General features: G+C 75.3%; 13 protein-coding genes. All 13 read left to right on the forward strand.

From position 1 onward, the window contains the following. The first annotated feature begins 167 nt into the window (after window positions 1-167). The gene (locus tag SYYSPA8_RS21305; RefSeq protein WP_323448850.1) at window positions 168-1,742 is read left to right on the forward strand and encodes a phage tail sheath family protein; all 1,575 of its coding nucleotides are present in this window, start codon (window positions 168-170) and stop codon (window positions 1,740-1,742) included. A gap of 68 nt (window positions 1,743-1,810) precedes the next feature. Continuing rightward, window positions 1,811-2,254: a phage tail protein gene (locus tag SYYSPA8_RS21310; protein ID WP_323448851.1), complete on the forward strand. Its 444-nt coding sequence runs from the start codon at window positions 1,811-1,813 to the stop codon at window positions 2,252-2,254. Beyond that, entirely contained in the window at window positions 2,254-2,730 is a 477-nt protein-coding gene (locus SYYSPA8_RS21315; RefSeq protein ID WP_323448852.1) for a hypothetical protein, read from the forward strand. Before SYYSPA8_RS21310 ends, SYYSPA8_RS21315 begins: the two co-directional genes overlap by 1 nt. Next, window positions 2,727-2,885 carry a hypothetical protein gene (locus SYYSPA8_RS21320; RefSeq protein ID WP_323448853.1) on the forward strand — a complete coding sequence of 53 codons (159 nt, stop codon included), beginning with the start codon at window positions 2,727-2,729 and terminating at the stop codon, window positions 2,883-2,885. Before SYYSPA8_RS21315 ends, SYYSPA8_RS21320 begins: the two co-directional genes overlap by 4 nt. A 2,448-nt stretch (window positions 2,886-5,333) precedes the next feature. After that, the gene (locus SYYSPA8_RS21325) at window positions 5,334-6,218 is read left to right on the forward strand and encodes a hypothetical protein (protein ID WP_323448854.1); all 885 of its coding nucleotides are present in this window, start codon (window positions 5,334-5,336) and stop codon (window positions 6,216-6,218) included. Window positions 6,219-6,332: 114 nt separating this feature from the next. Beyond that, a complete protein-coding gene (locus tag SYYSPA8_RS21330) occupies window positions 6,333-6,770 on the forward strand; it encodes a phage tail protein (RefSeq protein ID WP_323448855.1) in 438 nt (145 codons plus the stop codon). Between the two features lie 3 nt (window positions 6,771-6,773). Then, window positions 6,774-7,487, forward strand: coding sequence for a CIS tube protein (locus tag SYYSPA8_RS21335; RefSeq protein WP_323448856.1), 714 nt, complete (start codon window positions 6,774-6,776; stop codon window positions 7,485-7,487). Window positions 7,488-7,560: 73 nt separating this feature from the next. Next, window positions 7,561-9,402: a VgrG-related protein gene (locus SYYSPA8_RS21340; protein WP_323448857.1), complete on the forward strand. Its 1,842-nt coding sequence runs from the start codon at window positions 7,561-7,563 to the stop codon at window positions 9,400-9,402. 109 nt (window positions 9,403-9,511) lie between these two features. Then, window positions 9,512-9,976, forward strand: a complete 465-nt coding sequence (locus SYYSPA8_RS21345) for a GPW/gp25 family protein (RefSeq protein WP_323448858.1) — start codon at window positions 9,512-9,514, stop codon at window positions 9,974-9,976. Then, window positions 9,976-11,922: a putative baseplate assembly protein gene (locus tag SYYSPA8_RS21350; RefSeq protein WP_323448859.1), complete on the forward strand. Its 1,947-nt coding sequence runs from the start codon at window positions 9,976-9,978 to the stop codon at window positions 11,920-11,922. Before SYYSPA8_RS21345 ends, SYYSPA8_RS21350 begins: the two co-directional genes overlap by 1 nt. Window positions 11,923-11,996: 74 nt before the next feature. Further along, entirely contained in the window at window positions 11,997-12,614 is a 618-nt protein-coding gene (locus SYYSPA8_RS21355; RefSeq protein WP_323449110.1) for a phage tail protein, read from the forward strand. A gap of 4 nt (window positions 12,615-12,618) precedes the next feature. After that, the gene (locus SYYSPA8_RS21360) at window positions 12,619-14,010 is read left to right on the forward strand and encodes a discoidin domain-containing protein (protein ID WP_323448860.1); all 1,392 of its coding nucleotides are present in this window, start codon (window positions 12,619-12,621) and stop codon (window positions 14,008-14,010) included. A gap of 214 nt (window positions 14,011-14,224) precedes the next feature. Then, window positions 14,225-16,948: an AfsR/SARP family transcriptional regulator gene (locus tag SYYSPA8_RS21365; protein ID WP_323448861.1), complete on the forward strand. Its 2,724-nt coding sequence runs from the start codon at window positions 14,225-14,227 to the stop codon at window positions 16,946-16,948. Window positions 16,949-17,038 lie beyond the last annotated feature (90 nt).

Below are 17,038 nucleotides of genomic sequence, written 5' to 3' on the forward strand. Positions count from 1 at the left end.
GGCCGTTCGGGCAGCCCCGGCTGCCCTGCGGAAGGTACGGGGATCCCTGGTCCCCGGCGTGCGCGGTGGGTTTGAGTGTCGGGGCGGACCCCGCGTCGCCGGCCTTTCTACGCGCCTTGGCCCGTCCGGTCCGGCACCCCTCGTCATTCCTCCCGGGAGAGCTCTCCATGCCCAACTACCTGTCCCCCGGCGTCTACGTCGAAGAGGTCGCCAGTGGTTCCCGGCCCATCGAGGGCATCGGGACGTCGGTGGCCGCCTTCGTCGGCCTGGCGCCCACCGGTGCGCTCGACGAGCCGACGCTGGTGACCAACTGGTCGCAGTACGTCGCCCAGTTCGGTGAGTTCGTGGACGGGTACTACCTGGCGCAGGCCGTGTACGGCTTCTTCAACAACGGCGGCAGCGCCGCCTATGTGGTGCGGATCGGCGGCACCTTTGAGGGTGCCGGCGCGGGTGCCGGTGCGGCCCCGGCCGAGCCGGCGCGGCAGCTGCCGGGCCCGTCGGCCGCGCTGGGCTCGTTCACCGTGTCGGCCATCGCGGCCGGCGCGGGCGGGGGCGGGCTCACCGTCGAGGTGGGGAACGTCGAGGGCGAGGGGAACGCCGACCGGTTCACCCTCACCGTCAAGGACGGCGACACCGTCGTGGAGACCTTCGACGCCAGCCACCGCAAGTCCGCGAAGAACTACGTGGTCAACCAGGTCAAGCAGCGTTCCCGGACGATCGTGCTGGAGGAGGCGCGGTCGGGCGGCCAGGTCGCCAGGCCGGAGCCGCAGGTCGTCACCCTGGCGCCGCCCGCCACGGCGGCGCCGGCGGTCCGGGACGCGGCGGCGGGCCCGCTGGATGTGGCCCGCTTCATCGGCGACTCCGCCGACCGCACCGGTTTCGGCGGCCTGGAGGCCGTCGACGCGGTGAGCATGGTCGCCGTGCCGGACCTGATGGGCGCCTACCAGCGGGGCCTGATCGACCTGGAGCAGGTCAAGGCGGTCCAGCTCGCCCTGATCGCGCACTGCGAGCTGATGGGCGACCGGATGGCCGTCCTGGACACCCCGCCCGGTCTGAACGCGCAGCAGGTCCGCACCTGGCGGATGGAGACCGCGGGGTACGACACCCGGTACGCGGCCCTCTACTACCCGTGGATCACCATCTTCGACCCGTCGAGCGGGCAGAGCCGCAGCGTGCCGCCGTCGGGTCACATGGCCGGCGTGTGGGCGCGCAACGACGTCGAACGCGGTGTGCACAAGGCTCCCGCCAACGAGGTGGTGCGCGGCGCCGTCGACCTGGAACTCCAGATCACCCGGGGTGAGCAGGACCTCCTCAACCCGACGGGCGTCAACTGCATCCGGGCCTTCCCGGGCCGGGGCATTCGGGTGTGGGGCGCGCGGACCCTCAGCTCCGACGCGGCCTGGCGCTACCTCAATGTGCGCCGGTACTTCAACTACCTGGAGGAGTCGATCCTGATCGGCACCCAGTGGGTGGTGTTCGAGCCCAACGACCAGGCGCTGTGGGCGCGGATCCGGCGCAACATCTCGGCCTTCCTGGTCACGGAGTGGCGCTCGGGCGCGCTGTTCGGCCACCGGGCCGAGGACGCGTTCTATGTGAAGTGCGACGAGGAGACCAATCCCGCGGAGTCCGTGGACCTGGGCCGGGTGGTGTGCGAGATCGGTATCGCGCCGGTCAAGCCCGCCGAGTTCGTGGTCTTCCGGATGGCGCAGATCTCCGGCGGCGGCGCCGAACTGGAGGAGTGACCTCCGCCGCGCCCCGCACCCGCCCCCAGCCCCCCTTCGTTCCCCGTTCAGCTCAGGAGTGATCCCCGATGTCCCTTCAGCCCGGCGACGCCATCGTCGCGCACAACTTCGGCATTCAGATCGACGGCGTCACGATCGAATTCCTCCAGGAGGTCAGCAGCCTGTCGATGACCCAGGACGTCATCGAGTACGCACAGGTGTCCGCGAACGGACAGCCGGTGATCAAGAAGCTGCCCGGCGCCCGCAAGGCCGGGGAGTGCACCGTGGTCCGGGGTGTCACGCCGTCCGAGGCGTTCACCCAGTGGATCACGGAGTCCATGAACGGGAACATGGGCTCGGCCCGCAAGAACGCCACCATCATCTTCATGGATCTGGAGCGGCAGCCGCTGAAGCGGTACAACCTCGGCAACGCGTGGTGCAGCAATGTGGAGATCAGCTCGGTGAAGGCGGGCGACTCCTCGGTGGTGACCGAGACGGTCACCATCACCTTCGAAGAGCTGACCCTCGGCTGATGCGACGTGAAGCACCCGGGGCGCCGGGGCCGGCCGGTGCTCCGGGACTTCCCGGAGCGGCCGGGGCCGGTGGCGCCGGGGCGGACGGGCGGTCCTCGGCCACGGCGCTGCGGACCGAGTTCGAGTTCGAGCTGCCGCGCGGGTACGTCGACGGGAGCGGCACGGTCCACCGGATCGGGGCGATGCGCCTGTCCACGGCCCGTGACGAGCTGGTGCCCCTGCGGGATGTGCGGGTGCGGGAGAACCCCGCCTACCTGTCGGTGGTCCTGCTCGGCCGGGTCATCACCCGGCTCGGCACGCTGCCCGATGTCCACGACGGCACGGTGGAGCAGATGTTCGCCTCCGACCTGGCCTTCCTCCAGGACTTCTACCGGCAGATCAACGCCGAGGGCCACACCCGGGCGGCGGTGGCGTGCCCGCACTGCGAGCAGTCCTTCGAGGTGGAGCTGGCCGGGAGCCGCCTGGGGGAATCGTGACGTACGCGGCCGACCGGATCGAGGAGGAGACCGCGTACCTCGCCTTCCATCTGCACTGGGGGATGGACGCGATCCTCGATCTGGAGCACGCCGACCGGCGGGCGTACGTGGAGCGGGTGGCGGACCTGGTGGACCGGGGCCAAGAACGGAGATGACGAGGGATGGGCTGGTTGGCTCGGCTGAGGGGCGGGCGCGGGGCCGGTGACGGCACCCGCGAGGGTACCGCGCCGGTCGCGGCCGGTGCGGTGGGCACGGCCGGTGCGGCTGACGCGGCCGGTGCGGGCGACGCACTCGGCGCGGCCGGTCGTGAGGCGGGGCCCGCGCGCGGGTCCGACCCCGGCTGGACCGGTGTCGGACCCATCCAGCGTGCGCTGGAGACCCCCCGGTTGACCGCGAACGCCGATTTCGCCGGGCGGCTGGCCACGCATCGTCACCACTCCTTCGCCGCCGGGGGCGTGGGCCATGCCGTCGGCGACTCGGCGCCGCACGGCGTTCTCCGGGATGTCCTGACACCGGTCGTCGGGAGCCCGCACGAGGGCCCGCTGCCCGTCCTGCGGCTGCCCGTCGCGGGGCGGGGCGCCCACCTTGCGGAGGCGGAGGCGCCGGAGACCAGCACCGCTGGTGCCGTGGTTCTCGGGGCTGTGACTCCCCGGGCCGTGACTCCACAGGCCGTGACTCCACAGGCCGTGACTCCACAGGCTGCGGCTCCCGGGGCCGTGATCGCGGCGGCCGGGTCCGGGGGCGGGTCCGCCCGTTCCGTACAGCGTGCCGCCGTGCCGACGGCCGCCATGCGTGCTGTACCTGCCACGCCTGCCGCGTCCGCCGCGCCCGCCGCCTCCGGGGCTTCCCGTACGGACGGGTCGCGTGGGACGGAAGGGGCTGGGGGTGGAACCGTGCAGCGGGCCGCAGTCCCCGGGGCGTCCTCGCTCCCTCGCGTCGCGAACTCCCCCGGCGGGGGTTCCCCGAACACCGGCCCGGGGAACCCGACGCGTCCTGGGAGCGCGGCACGGTCCGGTGGGCCCGGCACGGCGGGGGCCCCTGTCCTGCGTCCGTCCGCGACCTCCGCCCGGAGCGATCTCACCGCGTCCGGCGCTTCCGGCGTGTCCGGCGTGTCCGGCAGCCGTGTGGTGCAGCGGGCCGCTCCCGCCGATGGCGGCACGTACCCCGGTCCCGGCAGCGGGGGCGCGGGCACGCGGCCGGCAGCTGCTCGTACCGCCGACTCGACGGGGGGAGGCATCGCCCCGGTCGGGGATGCCGGTTCCGGTGCCGCCCGCACGCCCGTGGCCGGACCGCTCCCGTCTGCCCCGGCCGCCCCGGCAGCCCCCGAGAGCCGCGCCGGTGGCACCGTTCCGGCCGCCGGTCCACCGAAGTCCGTACCTGCCACGGTGCAGTCGGCACCGGCCCGGAGGGACAGCGGCACCGGCGGCACCACTTCGGCCGCCGCCTCATCAGGCCCTGCGCGCACCGTGGAACCCGCGCCCCCCGGAAGCAACAGCAACCGGGCAGCGGCGAACGCCTCGCCCACCAGGCGCGCCGACACCGGCCCGGTCGCCGGACCACCAGTACCTGCACGGACCACCGTGCAGCCGGCACCGGCCCGGAACGATGGCGGCCGAACGGCCACGCACCCCTCCCCCACCGACAGCGGCACCGGCGGCACCGCTCCGGCCGCCGCCTCATCAGGCCCTGCGCGCGCGGTGGAACCCGCACCCCCCGGAAGCAACAGCAGCCGGACAGCGGCGAACACCTCGCCCACCGTGCAGTCGGCACCGGCCCGAAGCGATGGCGGCCGGACGGCCACGCGCCCCTCCCCCGCCGCCGGTTCCGAGGGCCGGGCGCACAGTGGGACCCCGTCGGGCACCGCATCTGCGGGCGGTGGCGCCGCGCCGGGTCTCCGCAACGGCGGGGCGCCGCCTGTGCAGCGCGCCGTGGCAGACGGCAGCGGCCCGGTCGGCGGACCCGGTGACCGGACGGCCGCGAGACCCGGCACGCCGGTGCGTCAGGGCCGGGCCGTCCAGCGCAGGGAACCCCTGCCCCGGAACCCTGTCGCCGACTCCGCTTCCTCAGGCACGCGGGCCGGGTCGTCCGCCGCCGGCGCCGTCCCGCACGCGAGCCCCGTCACACCCACCGTCACACCCACCGGCGGTCCCGTGCAGGGCCCCGGGCCGCTCCGGCAGCCCGCTCGTGCGCAGAAGGCCGGTACCGGGAACAACACGGCAGCCGTGCGCCCCTCGACCGGCGACCGGACGGCACCGGCCGGCGACCGTCACCCCGCCGTACAGCGGGCCGCGACGGCCGTCGCCCGTATCGGGCGCGAGGCGGGCACCGAGGGCGCCGTCCCCCTGCCGGTGGTGCGTGCGGTGCGGCGAACCGTCGCCGACACCGGGTCAGGTGCGACCCCTGCGGCGCCCCCGGTCGTTCCCGGGCGACGGACCGGTGGTGCGCCGCTGACGGTGTCCCCGCGTCCCGTTCTGCCGTCCCGGCGGATCGCCCCGGCGGGCATGCCCCTGGCGCCGTCCACGCCGTCCACGCCGTCCACGCCGTCCACGTCGGCACCCCGCACCCCCGCGCCTTCGCCGTCGGCTCCGGCCGACGCTGTGCGCGTGCCCGCAGGCCTCCCCGCGCCCGGGGTTCCGTCCGCGACGGGGCCGGTGGCTCCCGTCCAGCGGCGGCCCCTGGTGACGCGGACCACCCGCGCCCGGGAGCCCGAGGCCACCGTGCCGGGCGGCCTCCGGCGACGGCCCTCCATCGGCGCTCCCCTCTCCGCCGGCCCCGCGCCCGCGCCGGTCGCACCCGTGCAGCAGGCCACCGTGCCGCCGGTGGCGACCCCGCCCCCCGTGCCGACCGCTCCCCCGGCACCGGCACCGGCACCCGCGCCCGCGCCTGTTCCGACACCCGACCCGGACCCGGTGCCGCTGGCACGCGTACGGGTCGCCGCGCCCGCCGTCCAGCGTGCCGCCCCCAGGGGTCCACTCGCGTCGGCACGGCCGTTGACCGTCTCCCGCGTCGCCGCCCCGGCCATCGCCCCGGCTTCCTCGGCCGGGGCCGGTCCGGTACGGCTGCGGCAGGCCGGGCACTCCGACCGGCCCGCCACCTCGATGGCGCCGGTGCCGCTCGCTCCGGCGCCGTCCCGCCGTCCCGGCGTCCCGGCCGGTCCCGCCCGCCCGGCGGCCGTTCGACAGGCGCCGGTCCCGGTCCCGGTCGCACGGGCCCTCGGTCAGGCCCCGCGATCCACGCCCGTACCCGTGGTCCAGCGGAACTCCGCGCCCCCCTCCCCGCCGGCGCCGCCACCTCCACCGGCCCAGCGGCCGGCTCCGGCTCCGGCGCCCGCCCCGGCCGGGTCGACCGGTCAGAAGCAGGCCGCCGCCGGCGAACCCACCGCCCAGGACCTGGACCACCTCGCACGCCGTCTGATCGCCCCGTTGTCCCGGCTGCTCAGGGCCGAGTTGCGCGGGGACCGGGAGCGTGTGGGCCGGCTGCGGGACTGATGGCCCCGTACACCCCGCCTGAACCACCCGAACCACCCGAACTGCCCGAACCGCCCGCCCTGTCGCACGGACCGACCCACCGACCCCGACCCACCAGCGGAGATCCCGGACACCATGCCCGCAACCCCCGACCCCGGTTCCACCATCTTCTTCACCCTCACCATCGACGGTCACAGCCTCGGGCTGTTCAACGGCTGCGAGGGGCTGGCGTCCACCGTGGAGGTCGAGCAGTACCAGGAGGGCGGGAACAACGGGTTCGTGTGGCAGCTGCCGACCCGGGTGAACTTCTCCACCATCCGGCTGACCCGTCCGCTGACCGCCGACACGGCGAAGGTCGCGGCCTGGATCTCCTCGGTCACCACGGGGATCACCCAGACCACCGCGCAGATCTCGGCCCTGCACGCCAACGGCGAGCCCGTGGCCCAGTGGGGTCTGCTGGGTGTGCTTCCGGTGAGCTGGACGGGGCCGACGCTGGACCCGTCCAGTCCGGCGGTGGCGACGGAGACCCTGGAGATCGCCCATCACGGCTTCACCGTCACCGGGGGTGCGTGACCCGTGCCCGCTTCCGCCGCCGGGCTCTCGCGAGCCGTCCTGTCCGTCCATCAGCCCCCGACCGATCTGGGGGGCTCCGCCGGGGGGCTGATCGGCGAGGTGCGGTTCCAGTTCAATCCCTCGCAGCTGCGGCTGGGACGGTCGGCGAGCTGGACGACGGCGCCGGCCGTCGCGTACACGCGGGGTGCCCCGCCGAAGTTCACGGGGGCCCAGCCGGCCGGCCTGGGTCTTGAGGTGTTCCTGAACGCGCCGACAACCTCGGCGGCGGCGACCGTGCAGGACCAGGTGGCCCTGTTGCTGTCCTGCTGCGAGGTGACCGAGCAGTCCATCGCGGCCAAGGCGCCGTCGCCGCCGTGGGTGCGGTTCTCCTGGGGCGCGTTCAAGACGGTGCAGTTCACCGCGTACGTGACGAGCGTGGACGCCACGTACACCCTGTTCAGCCCGAACGGGATGCCGTTGCGGGCGACCTGTTCGCTGTCCCTGACCGAGATCTCCACCGCCACCAAGAGACAGAACCCGACCTCGGGGGCGCTCTCGGCCCATCGGATCCACCGGACCGTGGCCGGGGACACCCTGGCGTCGCTGGCGTGGCGGGAGTACGGGGACGTCGGCCGGTGGCGGGTGATCGCCGAGGCGAACTCCGTCGACGACCCGATGCGGCTGCGGCCGGGCACGGAGCTGCTGCTGCCCGCCGCGAGCGAGGGGGCGGGCCGGTGACGCGCGGGGATCGGGTGATTCGGGTTCGAGAGGGGCGCGTGGCCGGGCAGGCGCGCGGGAGCGAGGAGCAGGCGTGAGCGAGAGGACCTACACCACCGTTCTGCAGGTGTCGGTGGGCGGGGCGGTACTGCCGGACCCGCTGGCCCTGCGGCTGGTCGAGGGATGGGTGGACGCGAGCCTGAATGTGCCGTCCGCGTTCCAGCTGACCTTCAGCGACAAGGACGGAACCCTGACCGGGCAGTTCCCCCAGCTGACGATCGGGGCCCCGGTGGTGCTCCTGCCGTTCGCGGACGGGCGGGCCGGGCCGCCGATGCTGACCGGGGAGGTGACCGCCCTGGAGATGGACGCCGATCCGGCGACCGGCCGGCATCTGGTGGTGCGCGGTTACGATCCGGCGCACCGGCTGCTGCGCAACCGTCCCGTGGTGGGGTACGCGCAGATGACCGCGTCGGACATCGTGCGGCGGGTCGCGGCGCGCTGCCGGGTGCCGCTGGGGCGGGTGGACGCGACGACGACGGTGTACGAGCTGGCCACCCAGCCGGGGACGACGGACTGGGACTTCCTGTCGGGTCTGGCGGCGGAGAACGATGTCCGGCTCGCCTGCAACGGGGAGGGGCGGCTGGAGTTCACGGCGCTGCCGAGGGCGGCGGGCGCGCCGTCGGAGACGACCGAGGCCGCGCAGAGTCCCTTCGTCCTGGACTTCGGCTCCAACACCCTGCACAGCCGGGTCGCGCTGACGGCCGCCGATCAGGTGGACCGGGTGTCGGTGCGGGGCTGGGACATGCTGACGCGGCGGACCCTGGTCGCGCCGGCGCCCGCGAGGACGAACACGGGGATCACGGCCGATCTGACGCCGGGGAGGGTCACGCCGCTGTTCGGGCCCGCGGAGGCCACCGCGACCAGCGCGCCGTACACGACGATGGCGCAGGTCACGCAGGCCGCGCGGGCGCTCGCCGAGGACATCACGGGTTCGTTCGCCGAGCTGGAGGTGGCCGTCACCGGCAATCCGGAGCTGAAGCCGGGGACCCCGGTGTCGGTCAACGGCGCCGGTGCCCCGTTCGAGGGCAAGTACACGGCGACCGGGGTGCGGCATGTGTTCGCCTCGGGGCAGCCGTTCACCACCTGGCTGACGGTGTCGGGCCGTCAGTTCCGGTCCCTGTACGGGCTGGCGTCGGGTGGGGCGCCGGGCGGGGCGGCGAGTGCGCCGCCGATGCCGGGGGTGGCTCTCGGTGTGGTCACCAACACGAAGGATCCGCTGAAGCTGGGCCGGGTCCGGCTGCGGTTCCCGTGGCTGTCGGACACGTACGAGAGCGACTGGTGCCGGGTGGCGCAGGTCGGCGGGGTGCGGGGTGGGGGGCTGACGCTGCCCGAGGTCGACGACGAGGTGCTGTGCGCTTTCGACCGGGGGTCGCTGGCCCATCCGTATGTCCTCGCCGGGCTCTACAACGGGATCGACCGTCCGCCGAAGGAACCGCAGGGGCGGCCCGCGGTCGATCCGACCAGCGGCCGGGTCAACTGGCGGTCGATGACGGCCCGCAGCGGGCACACGGTCGAGCTGATCGAGTCGGGCGGGCCGGCCGGGGGCGGTGGGGGGATTCTGCTGCGGACGGGTCAGGGGCGGCTGCGGATCGAGATGGACGAGACCAGCACGACCCTGACGATCGACAGCGACGACACGGTGACCATCAACGGCATGCGGGGGGTGCGGGTGGAGTCGGCCGGTGACCTGACGCTGCGGGCCGGGCGCTCGCTCAATCTGGAGGCGGTCGGGCAGGTCGGCGTGAAGGCCGGTGGGAGTGTGCAGGTCGACGCGGCCGCCTCGGTGTCGTTGAAGGCCATCGCGAACGCGTCGGTGACGGCCGCGAGCGTGACCCTGACGGGTCCCGCGGTGCTCCGCAACGGGATCCCGTTCTGAGGCCCGGGCCGTGGTGGGCAGGCCCCGCCGGGAACGCGTACGGCACGTACGGCACGTACGGCGGTGGGGGCGCGGTGCCTCTGGAGGAGAGAGAGCGAGGGAAGCGGGAATGAGCGAGCAGTTCGTCGGCGCGGGGTGGTCGTTCCCGCTGCGGATCGATCCGGGCGGCGGGGTCGCCCTGGTGCGCCGGGACCGTGAGATCGAGGAGTCGATGCGGCTGATCCTGGCGACGGCGCCGGGGGAACGGCCGATGCGGCCCGAGTTCGGGTGTGCCGTGCACGATCTGGTGTTCGCGCCGGTCAACGACGCCACCGCCGGGCGGATCCAGCACGAGGTGCGGACCTCGCTGGACCGGTGGGAGCCGCGGATCGAGGTCCGGGACGTGACGGTGACCGTGGCCCCCGACGACGCGACGGTGCTGCACATCGACGTCCGGTATTCGGTGCGGGGCACCAACAACCCCCGCAGTCTTGTCTTCCCCTTCTATGTCATTCCGTCCGAGGCCCCCATCGAGGGTCCGGGCGGACTTCCGGCCGGCGGACTTCCGGCCGCCGGCGAAAGCGAACGAGTCTGATGGCCCTGCCCGCCCCCCACCTCGACGACCGGCGTTTCCAGCAGTTCGTCGACGACGCCAAGCGCTATGTCCAGCAGCGGTGCCCGGAGTGGAGCGACCACAACGTCTCCGATCCGGGGGTCACCCTGATCGAGGCGGTCGCCCATATGGCCGACCAGATCGTCTACCGGCTCAACCGGGTGCCGGAGAAGAACCGGCTCGCCTTCCTGGACCTGCTGGGCGTGACCCTCCTGCCGCCGTCGGCGGCTCGGGCGCCGGTCACGTTCTGGCTGTCCGCGCCGCAGCCGGAGCCGGTGGTGCTGCCGGCCGGTACGGAGGTCGCGACGGTGCGGACCGAGACCGAGGAGGCGGTGGTCTTCACCACCGAGGAGGATCTGACGGTGGTGCCGTGCGAGGTGACGCACGTGCTGCGGCAGCCGGCCGGCGGCCCCGTGGAGGACCGTTCGCAGGATGTGCTCGGCGGCAGTGACGTGGCCGTCTTCGGGGCCCCGCCGGAACCCGGCGACCTGGTCCTGTTCGGGCTGTCGGCGGCGGTGCCCCGGTGTGTCCTGGTGCTGCGGCTGGACAGCCGGGTCGACGGTGTCGGCGTCGACCCCCGGCAGCCGCCGCTGGTCTGGGAGGCGTGGACGGCGGACGGCTGGCGCGAGTGCGAGGTGGACGAGGACTCCACCGGCGGTCTCAACCGGCCGGGCGAGGTGATCCTCCATCTGCCCGCCGGGCACGCGGTGTCCCGGCAGGCCCGGGTGGAGGCGGGCTGGGTGCGCTGCCGGGTGGTCGGGGCCGTGGCCGGGCAGCCGTTCTACAGCCAGTCGCCCACGGTGCGGGCCGCGCGGGCCTTCACCATCGGGGGCACCACGCGGGCCGCGCACGCGGAGTGCGTCCGGGACGAGATCCTCGGGGAGTCGGAGGGGGTGCCCGGCCAGCGGGTGGCGCTGGCGCACGCGCCGGTCGTGGACCGGCCGGTGCTGGAGGTGTCGGAGGGCGAGGGCTGGCGCCGCTGGGAGATCGTCGAGGAGTTCGCGGCGTCCGGGCCCGCCGACCGGCACGCCGTCCTGGACGCGGCCGCCGGTGGGATCCGTTTCGGCCCGGGGGTGCGGGAGGCGGACGGTTCGATGCGGCAGTACGGGGCGGTGCCCGCCAAGGGGGCCACGATCCGGGCGGCCCGCTACCGCACCGGCGGCGGCCGCAGGGGCAATGTGGCGCGCGGCACGCTGCGGGTCCTGCGCAGTTCCATCCCGTACATCGCCCGGGTGGAGAACCGGGAGGGCGCGCGCGGCGGAGTGGACGGCGAGAGCGTCGAGGAGGCGAAGACGCGGGCGCCGATCGCGCTGCGCGCGCAGGAGCGGGCCGTGACCGCCCGGGACTACGAGGAGCTGGCGCGGCGGGCCGCCCCCGAGGCCGCGCGGATCGCCTGTCTGGCGGCCGACCGGGCCGAGGCCGGCGACAACGCGGTGCGGGTGCTGGTGGTGCCGCAGGCCGTGCCGGATCCGGGGCGGCGGCTGCGGTTCGAGCAACTGGTGCCCGGGGACGACCTGCTGGAGCGGGTGACGTCCTTCCTCGACGAGCGCCGGCCGATCGGGGCCCGGCTGGCCGTGGGCCCGCCGTTCTACCAGGGGGTCACGGTGGTGGCGACCCTGCACGCGTTCCGGGCGGCGCGGATCGACCGGGTGCGGGACGCGGCCCTGGACGCGCTCCACTCCTATCTGGACCCGCTGACCGGCGGCGCGCACGGCGAGGGCTGGCCGTTCGGGCGCTCGCTGCGGGCGGGCGAGGTCTTCGCCGCGCTCCAGCGCGTTCCGGGGGTGGAGCTGGTGGACGAGGTGCTGCTGCATCCGGCCGACCCGCTGACCGGGCGGCGGGGCGACGCCACCGACCGTGTCGACCTGGCCCCGTCGGCGCTGCTCTTCCCGTTCGACCACCGTGTCCGCGTCATCGAGGCGGTGTGAGGGCGGTGGCCGGGGCGGGGACGGAGGCAGGAACGGGGACGGGGACGGAGACGCACCGTGGGACCGTGCCGGGGCTGGCCTCCGCGCACCCGCTCGGGGAGCAGTTGCCGGCGGTGTACGCGGACGACGCGCTGACTCTGCGGTTCGTGAGCGGCCTGGATGTCGTGCTGGCGCCGCTGTTCAACGTCCTGGACTGTCTGGAGGCGTATTTCACGCCGTCGTTGGCGCCGGAGGACTTCGTGGACTGGCTCGCCGACTGGGTGGGGCCGGAGCTGGACGGGTCCGAGCCGCTGGAGGCACGGCGGCGGGCGGTCGCTTCGGCGGTCGCGCTGCACCGGCTGCGGGGCACCGTCGAAGGGCTGGCGCGCACCGTGCACCAGGCGTTCGGGGCGCGGCCGGAGATCGTGGAGAGCGGGGGTGCCGCCTGGTCGGGGCGGCCGCTGGGCCCGTTTCCCGGGGATCCGGTGGCCTCGCTGCTGGTGCGGCTGCCGGTGCCGGAGCCGGAGCGGGTCGATCCGCACCGGCTGCACGCCGTGGTGGCCGCCGCCCGACCCGCGCATCTGCCGTTCACGACCGAGATCGTCCGCTCGGGGCCCGGCGGGTCCGGGCCCTTCGACCCGCCCCATCCGTCCCATTCATCCCATCCGTCCCATCCACCACTCCCACCGTTCCCGCTACCGGAAGGCCGCTGAGCACATGTCCGCCACCCTCTCCTGCCCTGACTGCGGCACCCAGGTCCGGCCGACCGGCCAATCGTTCTGCGATGTGTGCGGGACGTTCCTCAAATGGGGTCCGAGCGGCGGGGCCGGCGCCGGGACGCCGGGCGACGGCGCCGCCGGGGCACCGGACGCCCGCCCCCGGGCCGCGTCGCCCGTCGCGGAGGCCCCGGCCGTCGCATCCGGTACGGACGGCGGGGTGACGGTCCCGGAGGATGTTCCGCCGGCGGAGGCCTCCCGGCCCGGGGGTGGCGACGGCCCGGTGGCCGCTGCCGTGTCCCGGTCTGCCGCCGAGCCGCCTCACGGCCCGGACCTGCGCAAGTCCCGCCAGGAGCAGGGCGGGGCCACTGCGGTGGGCGGGACCGGCGCGACCGGCGCGACCGGTCAGGATGCCGGCCCCGACGTCACCGGTTCCGACGTCACCGGCCCCGATGCCGCCGGTTCCGATGCCGAGAGCACCACGCCGATGGCACCCGTTCCGGCGGCGCCCGTTCCGGCGGCGCCCGTTTCGGAGGGCGGGGGCGCGGATGCCGCGCGCGCCCTGCTGGTGCCCGTCCCGGACCCGGCGGCTCCGTCCGCACCGGCCGGAGCGCCGGGCGGAGTGCTGCCCGCGCGGCCCGACGCCCCGCGGCCCCGCCCCCGGACCGTCGCGGCACCGGCGGCGCCGGAGGAGGGCCGGCCCTGCCCCGACTGCGGGGTGCCCAACGCGCCGCACCGGCACTTCTGCCGCACCTGTGCCGTCGCCCTCGCGCCGCGCGCGGTCGAGCCGCCGACCGGGCCGTACGCGGGGCAGCGGCCGCCGCTGCCCCGGGCCGGCCGGCGGTGGCTGACGCGGGCGCTCGTCGCCGCCGGGGTGGTGGCCCTCCTCGTGGGCGCGGTGATCGGCGGGCCGCCGACGGCGCGCGCGGTCCAGGACCACTTCGCCAAGCGGGTCGCGGTGCGGGCCGAAACCTGGCAGGCGTCCAACGCGGACCCGGCGCACGGTGCCGACCTGGCCTTCGACGGCTACTCCAACACCTGGTGGGGCACGGGGTACTCGGGCGACTCGGCCGGCCAGTACCTGGAGGCGTCGTTCGGGCAGCCGACGGACCTGCTGGGGCTGATCATCACTCCGGGTACGTCGAACCGTTCCGGCCAGCGTGCCGCGCAGGCCCGTCCGCAGGAGTTCGACCTGCTGGTGATCGATTCGAGCGGCAAGACGCACACCTCGCGGCACACCATCAACGACGGGGGCGCGCAGAAGGTGAAGGTCCGGGTCCGGGACGCCGTGACGGTCCGTCTGGTCATCCGGTCGGCCTACGGCGCGGCCCGTGACAAGCAGGTGGCCATCGCGGAGCTGGAGTTCTTCGGGCGTTCCGCCGCCCGGTCCTGAGCGGCAGGATCCGCCCTCCCTCACCGCGCGTCGGGCGAGGGAGGGCGGATCCTGCCGGGGCGTCGGCCGAGGATCGGCGGGTCTCACCGGGCGTCAGCCGGTGGGCGGTGGGCCCCGGTTCGGGGCCCCCGGGGGCGTAGGCCGACCATGGGCGTCCCCACACCACCCTCTAGGCTCACACTCGCACAAGCGAGCGAGAGCGGGAGGGGCGCGCGTGGAATTCCGCGTACTCGGAACCGTGGCCATGGTCACGGCGGACGGCGGGACCCCGCCGTTGGGGCCCGCCAAACGACGGGCCCTCCTCGCGATGCTCCTGCTGCGGCCCAACCGGCCCGTCACCTGGGACCTGCTGACCGGGACCCTGTGGGAGGCCGAGCCGCCGACGCACGCGCGGACCGTGCTCCAGGGACATGTCTCGCAGCTGCGGGCGCTGCTGGCCGCGCACGACGCCCGGCGGTTCGGGGTGGATCTGGACACCGTGCCCTCCGGTTACGCGCTGCGGGTGCCCGAACCGCTGGTGGACGTGCACCGGTTCACCGAACTTCTCGATCTCGCCGACGACCACCGGACACCGGACGACCGGGTGCGGCTGCTCCGCGCGGCCCTGGCGCTGTGGCAGGGGCCCGCCCTGGCCGGGACGACCACCGGCCCGCTGATGGAGGCGGCCCGGGAGGAGTTGGGGCAGCGCCGGCTGGCCGCCGTGGAAGCCCTGGCCGCAGCGCTCGGCGAGACGGGGGACCCTGCCGGCGCCGTCGCGACCCTCCGCGCCGAGGCGGTCGCCCATCCGCTGCGCCAGTCCCTTTCGGCCGCCCTGATGCTGGCACTGGCCGATTCCGGACGACCCCGTGATGCGATCGACTGGTTCAGCCGGACCCGCCGGCTGCTCGCCGACGAGGGGGGCGCCGTACCGGGGCCCGAACTCCTCGACGCGCACGCCCGGGTGCTCCGCGCGTGCGGACCGGATGCCGGGGCCGTCGAGCCGAGCAGTCGGGGGCCCGTCCCGGCGCCGCCGATCACGGCCCCGCTCGCCGTGCCGGACATGCTGCCGCGCCGCCCGAGGGGCTTCACCGGCCGGCAGGCGGAACTGGCCGCCCTGACCGGGGCCACCCGGGCCGTCGAGGGCGATCCCGGTCCGGTCGCCCTGGTCACGGGCGGCGCCGGGGTCGGCAAGACGGCGCTGGCCGTGCACTGGGCGCACCTGCGCGCGGCGGACTTCCCCGACGGGATCCTCTTCGCCGACCTGTGCGGCTACAGCGGCACGCCGGCCCGGCAGACGACCATGGTGCTGCGGGAGTTCCTGTCGGCCCTCGGGGTGCCGACGCCGCGCCTGCCGGACACCGAGGCGGGGATGGGGACGCTCTACCGCGCCCTCACCGCCGGCGGCCGGTTCCTCGTGATTCTGGACAACGTGGCCGGATCGGACCGGGTCCGCCCCCTGCTGCCGGGCGGCGACCTCTGCACGACCCTGGTCACCAGCCGGGACCGGCTGGGCGGGCTGGTCGCCAGCGACGCCGCGAGCCCGATCCGGGTGGCGGAGCTGCCCCGGTCCGACTGCGCGGACCTGCTGGAGGCGCTCGTGGGCCGGGAGGCCGTCCGGGCGGACCCGGCGGCCACCGAGCGGCTGGCGGTGCTCTGCGACGGGCTGCCGCTCGCGCTGCGGATCACGGCGGCCCGGTTCCTCACCGGGCGGCACCGGGACCTGGCCGCGCTGGCCGAGCAACTCGGCGACGAGCAGCGGCGGCTGTCGTTCCTGAACATCGAGGACACCGGGATCGCGGCCGCCCTGGGGCTCACGCTGGCCCAGCTCCCCGAGCACGCCCGCCGGATGTTCCGGGCCCTGGGGCTGCACCCCGGGCCCCGGCTCGACGTGTACGCGGCCGCCGCGCTGGCCGACTGCGGCGTCGGCGAGGCGGGCGCCGCCCTGGAGCGGCTCGCCGATGCCCATCTGCTCGGCGAGAGCGGCCCGTCCGGGGACACGTACACCGCGCACGACCTGGTCCTGCTGTACGCGCGCAGCCTGTCCCCGCGCACCGATCCCGGGGCCCTGGGCCGGCTGCTCGACCACTATGTGCACACGGGGCTGGTCGCCTGCGCGACCGCGGAGCCCTCCAGCGGGCCCTGCTTCACCGTGCCGGCCGCGCACCGGCGGCCGGCGGCGGTCCGGACCTTCGAGGACCGCCAGGCGGCGCTGGCCTGGTTCGAGGCGGAACGCGCCGGTCTGTACGGGGCGATCACGGCGGGGGCGGCGGCCGGGATGCACGACCGGGTGTGGCGGCTGGTCCTCGTCCAGTGGCCGTTGATCGTCTGGCGGGCCGGGGACGGCTGGACGGCCGTCCTGGAGCAGGGCCTGGCGGCGGCCGAGGCCGACGGGAACGTCGACGCGCAGTCCCGGACCCGGTCCCTGCTGGGCTGGGTCCTCCAGGTCGAGGGACGGCTCTCGGACGCCCTGACCCAGCTGCGGGAGGCGCCCGAACTGGCCCGCAGGTCCGGGGACGGGACGAGCGAGGCCATCGCCCGGGTCAATCTGGCCCTGGCCCTGGACGAGGCGGGCGAGGCCGACGAGGCGCGGGAGATGTACGTCGCCGCCCTCGCCCTGGCCCAGGGCGTCCCGGACCGGGCCACCACCGGTCTGGCCCGGCTGCACCTGGCCCGGCACCTGCTGGGCCGGGGCGCGTACGCGTCGGCCCTGGAGCAGGTCGGCGAAGGGCTGGCCCTGGGCTCGTCGCCGGAGGCTCCGGTCAAGCATCTGCTGCTGCGGCTGACGCGGGGGGAGTCGCTGGCGGGGCTGGGGCGGGTGGCCGAGGCCCGTACCGAACTGGCGGCCGTCGAGGCGGCGGCACGGGCGATCGGTTTTGAGCAGTGCTCGGCGATGGCGGGCGCGGCGCTGACCGCCCTGGACGCGCCGGCCGGGCCCGCACCCGCCCCGTCCGGGGCGTGACAGGCGAAGACAGGTGCGCCGGTACGCGGAGCCACTGCCCGCCGGTCTTTGCGCGGGGCCGCGCCCGGTGTCCTGATACGTCCGGTGCGC

The organism is Streptomyces yaizuensis (genome assembly GCF_034961445.1).
Lineage (GTDB): Bacteria > Actinomycetota > Actinomycetes > Streptomycetales > Streptomycetaceae > Streptomyces > Streptomyces yaizuensis.